Here is a 3,909-nt window from a genome sequence, read left to right as displayed (position 1 = left end):
TCTCCAACGTCTGCCGCCACCGCCAAGCCGTGATGCTGCGTGGCCGCGGCAATACCCGTAGCAATATCGTCTGCCCCCTGCATCGCTGGACCTACGACCTCAAAGGTGAGTTGGTCGGCGCGCCGCATTTTGAGCAAGACCCATGTCTGAACCTGAATCGCTACAAGCTGCGCGAATGGAACGGCCTGCTGTTCGAGGACAACGGCCATGATGTCGCGGCCGAGCTGGCCAAGCTGAGTGTCGCGGCCGACCTGGATTTTTCCGGCTATGTGCTGGACAAGGTCCACGTTCATCAGTGCGACTACAACTGGAAGACCTTTATTGAGGTCTATCTGGAGGACTACCATGTCGGGCCCTTCCATCCTGGCCTGGGGCACTTTGTCACCTGTGACGATTTGACCTGGGAAATGGGTCACCACCATTCGGTGCAAAAAGTCGGCATTCACAAGGACTTGGCCAAGCCGGGCTCGCCCGTCTACGAGCGCTGGCACGAGCAATTGCTGAAGTTCCGCGGCGGCGAGACCCCCCAGGCCGGCGCCATCTGGCTGACCTACTACCCGCACATCATGGTCGAGTGGTACCCGCATGTGCTGGTGGTGTCGACGCTGTTCCCCAAGGGCCCGCAGCAAACCGCCAACATCGTCGAGTTCTACTACCCCGAAGAAATCGCCGCCTTCGAGCGCGACTTTGTCGACGCCCATCAGGCCGCCTATATGGAAACCTGTGTCGAGGACGACGAGATCGCGCTGCGCATGGATGCCGGGCGGCGCGCCTTGATGGCCCGCGGCGACAACGAGGTCGGCCCCTACCAGAGCCCGATGGAAGACGGTATGCAGCATTTCCATGAGTGGTACCGGCGCGAGATGAAACTCGGCGACTGATCTGCACGCCGACTGAATCCAAACGCCCCGCACAGCCTTGCCGTCGGGGCGTTTTTCATGGCTGGCCATAATGCAGCCATGCCCGCCCCCTTGCTGATGATTGCCGCCACTTTTTTGTTCGCCACCATGGGCGTCTGCGTCAAGTTGGCGTCGGAGCTTTACGATGCCGGCGAGATCGTCATGTACCGCGGCGCCATCGGCGCGCTGCTGCTGGGCGGTGTTACCTTTGCGCGCGGCAGCAGCCTGCGCACCCCTGTGCCCTGGATGCATTTCTGGCGCAGCCTGTCCGGGGTTTTCGCCCTCTCCCTGTGGTTCTATACGATCGGCAAGCTGCCGCTGGCCACCGCAATGACCTTGAACTACATGTCATCGGTCTGGATGGCCTTGTTCTTGATCGGCGGCGCGGTGATGTTGGGCAGCGCCCGTATCGACGGTCGGCTGGTCGCCGCGGTGCTGCTGGGCTTTGTCGGCGTGGCCATGGTGTTGCGGCCCACGCTGGATCAGCAACAACTCTGGCATGGCCTGGCCGGCCTGCTGTCGGGCATGTTGGCGGCGCTGGCCTATTTGCAGGTCACTGCCTTGGGACGCGCCGGCGAGCCTGAAGACCGCATCGTTTTCTACTTCTCGCTGGGCGGCGCCTTGGCCGGCGCCATCAGCACCGGCGTGCAGAGTTTGGCGGGCTTGGGCAGCACACACCCACACAGCCTCAAAGGTGCGGCCCTGCTGCTGGCCGTGGGCTTGCTGGCCACCGCCGCCCAGCTGTTGATGACACGCGCCTATGGCCAGGGCAAGACCTTGTCCATCGCCTGCCTGCAGTACCTGGGCATTGTCTTCTCCTTCATCTATGGGGCTTGGCTGTTCCACGATCCCATCACGCCCTGGGCGCTGGGCGGCATGCTTTTGATCATCATCGCCGGCTTGGCGGCGACCCTGCTGCGTGCCACCAGCACACCTCCCGACAGTCAACACTCGGTCAACGAATCATGAAGCCCACACCGTATCAAACCCTTGTTTCTGTCCAACGGTTGCAGGACCTGAGCCGCGCCGGGCAGCCCGTCATCTTGATCGACTGCAGCTTTGATCTCGCCAACACCGATGCCGGCCACAGCGCCTACCTGAACGCCCATTTGCCGGGCGCGCATTACCTGCATCTGGACCGCGACCTCAGCGGCCCCAAGACCGATCAAGCCGGCCGGTTTCGCGGCCGTCACCCGCTGCCGGACCGCGCCGACTTTGCACGCCGCATGGCCGACCTGGGCCTGCGCGATGGCCTGCAAGTGGTGGCTTATGACGCGCAAGGCGGCATGTATGCGGCCAGGCTCTGGTGGCTGCTGCGCTGGCTCGGCCATGCCAACACTGCCGTGCTCGACGGCGGTGTGCAGGCCTGGGCTGCGGCGGGTTTGGGGCTGAGCGACGCCGTGCCAACGACATCGGCGGGCGACTTCAAGCCGGCAGGCAGCCTGGTCAGTAGCCTGACGGCGACCGAGCTGCAAGCGCGGCTAGGCCAGATCCGGCTGATCGATGCGCGTGCACCCGAGCGCTTTCGCGGTGATGTCGAACCGCTCGACGCCCGCGCCGGCCACATTCCCGGTGCCAGCAACCGTTTGTTCAAAAACAATCTGCAGGCCGATGGCTGCTTCAAACCGGCGACTGAATTGAGGGCGGAATTCGCCGCGCTGATGGCGCCGCATCAAGCCGCCAACGTGGTGCATCAATGCGGCTCCGGCGTGACCGCCTGCCACAACCTGTTGGCGATGGAACATGCGGGTCTGACCGGCTCGACCTTCTACCCGGGTTCCTGGAGCGAATGGTCGGCCGACCCGGCGAGGCCGATCGCCAAAGGCTAGCTCTTGACATAGCGCAAGACCAGCATGCCGCCCGGGCACGACACTGAAGACATTTCAACGGAGGATCCAGCCATGTTCAAGCGAATTCTTGTTCCCACCGACGGCTCTGAAATCAGCGCCAAGGCTCTCAACACCGCCATCGGGATGGCCCGTATCCACGGCGCCACCTTGTACGCCTTGAGCGTCAAGGAACCCTTCCCCTACAGCGCCGTGTCCGAGATGCAGCCCACGCCGCCGCAGGAGTTTTTTGACGTCCAGGAGCGCATTGCCGCGACGCGGGTCAAAGAGGCCATGGACGCGGCCGCGAGCGCCGGCGTGACTTGCGAAGGCCATACCGTCGAGGCCTTGCACGCCTGGGAGGCCATCATTGAGCACGCCAACAGCAATCAGTGCGATCTGGTCGTGATGGCATCGCATGGCCGCCGCGGCGTGCAGGCACTCTTGCTGGGCAGCGAAACCCAAAAGGTGCTGACCCACTGCACCACGCCGGTGTTGGTGGTTCGCTAATCAGCCCAGCGGACTGACTCAGAGGCTGAGAACTTTTAGCTTCGCTGAAACTTCGTTTTGTAGCGAGCGGACGTCAGGCTAGGCGGACGGAGCACAGAAACCGGAACGTACTCCCTGTACGTGAGGATTTCGAGCATCCGGCCAACGACGCATGGCGGTCGCGCAGTAAAAAGTTTTCAGCCTCTCAATGGCCGTGATGTGACACCGCCACGACCATCAGCACCAACCCCAAGCCGCCACCCAGGCCGGCCAGTTGCAGCACCGTCTCGCGCCAGGGCAGGCGGCGTTGCAACTGCGGAATCAAATCCGCCACGGCCACATAGATGAAACTGCTGCTGGCGGCGACCAGCAGGTAGGGGAACAAACTCTCCCAGGGTCCGACCAGGAAGTAGCCGAACACCCCGCCCAGCACCGCCGCCAAGCCGGACAAAGCATTGAAGGCCAGCGCCTTGGAACGCGAAAAGCCGGCGTTCAAGAGCACGATGTAGTCGCCTACCTCTTGCGGAATCTCGTGCGCGATGATGGCCAGCGAGGTGACCAAACCCAGGTAGGGGTCGGTCAAAAACGCCGCCGCGATGATGATGCCGTCGCAGAAGTTGTGGATGCTGTCGCCGACCAGCACGCTCCAGCCGCCCTGCCCCGCCTGCTGGGCGTCGAAGTGATGGTGGTGGTGG

The 3,909-nt window shown here is 63.2% G+C and carries 5 protein-coding genes; 4 read left to right on the top strand and 1 reads right to left on the bottom strand.

The features are described from left to right. From RMO57_RS01615 to RMO57_RS01600, 4 genes are all read left to right on the top strand, one after another. The coding region (locus tag RMO57_RS01615; protein WP_310383612.1) for an aromatic ring-hydroxylating dioxygenase subunit alpha at window positions 1-881 on the top strand (881 nt) is incomplete at its 5' end. Between the two features lie 78 nt (window positions 882-959). After that, a complete protein-coding gene (locus tag RMO57_RS01610; RefSeq protein ID WP_310383610.1) occupies window positions 960-1,868 on the top strand; it encodes a DMT family transporter in 909 nt (302 codons plus the stop codon). Then, complete coding sequence (locus RMO57_RS01605; protein ID WP_310383608.1) at window positions 1,865-2,728, top strand: sulfurtransferase; 864 nt, start codon at window positions 1,865-1,867, stop codon at window positions 2,726-2,728. Before RMO57_RS01610 ends, RMO57_RS01605 begins: the two co-directional genes overlap by 4 nt. A gap of 72 nt (window positions 2,729-2,800) precedes the next feature. Continuing rightward, entirely contained in the window at window positions 2,801-3,235 is a 435-nt protein-coding gene (locus RMO57_RS01600; protein WP_310383606.1) for a universal stress protein, read from the top strand. 184 nt (window positions 3,236-3,419) lie between these two features. Here the strand turns inward: RMO57_RS01600 and RMO57_RS01595 are convergent. Beyond that, window positions 3,420-3,909 (bottom strand): ZIP family metal transporter (locus RMO57_RS01595; RefSeq protein WP_310383604.1); only part of this gene is annotated, 490 nt, incomplete at its 5' end.

The organism is Roseateles sp. (assembly GCF_031397715.1).
GTDB lineage: Bacteria > Pseudomonadota > Gammaproteobacteria > Burkholderiales > Burkholderiaceae_C > Paucibacter_A.
The sequence above is the reverse complement of the archived record's forward strand: the minus strand, read 5'-3'. Positions and strand labels throughout refer to the sequence as shown.

Bases quoted from the DNA above. Each gene is read 5' to 3' on its own strand.
- RMO57_RS01610 (WP_310383610.1), top strand. From the start codon at position 960: ATGCCCGCCCCCTTGCTGATGATTGCCGCCACTTTTTTGTTCGCCACC.
- RMO57_RS01605 (WP_310383608.1), top strand. From the start codon at position 1,865: ATGAAGCCCACACCGTATCAAACCCTTGTTTCTGTCCAACGGTTGCAG.
- RMO57_RS01600 (WP_310383606.1), top strand. From the start codon at position 2,801: ATGTTCAAGCGAATTCTTGTTCCCACCGACGGCTCTGAAATCAGCGCC.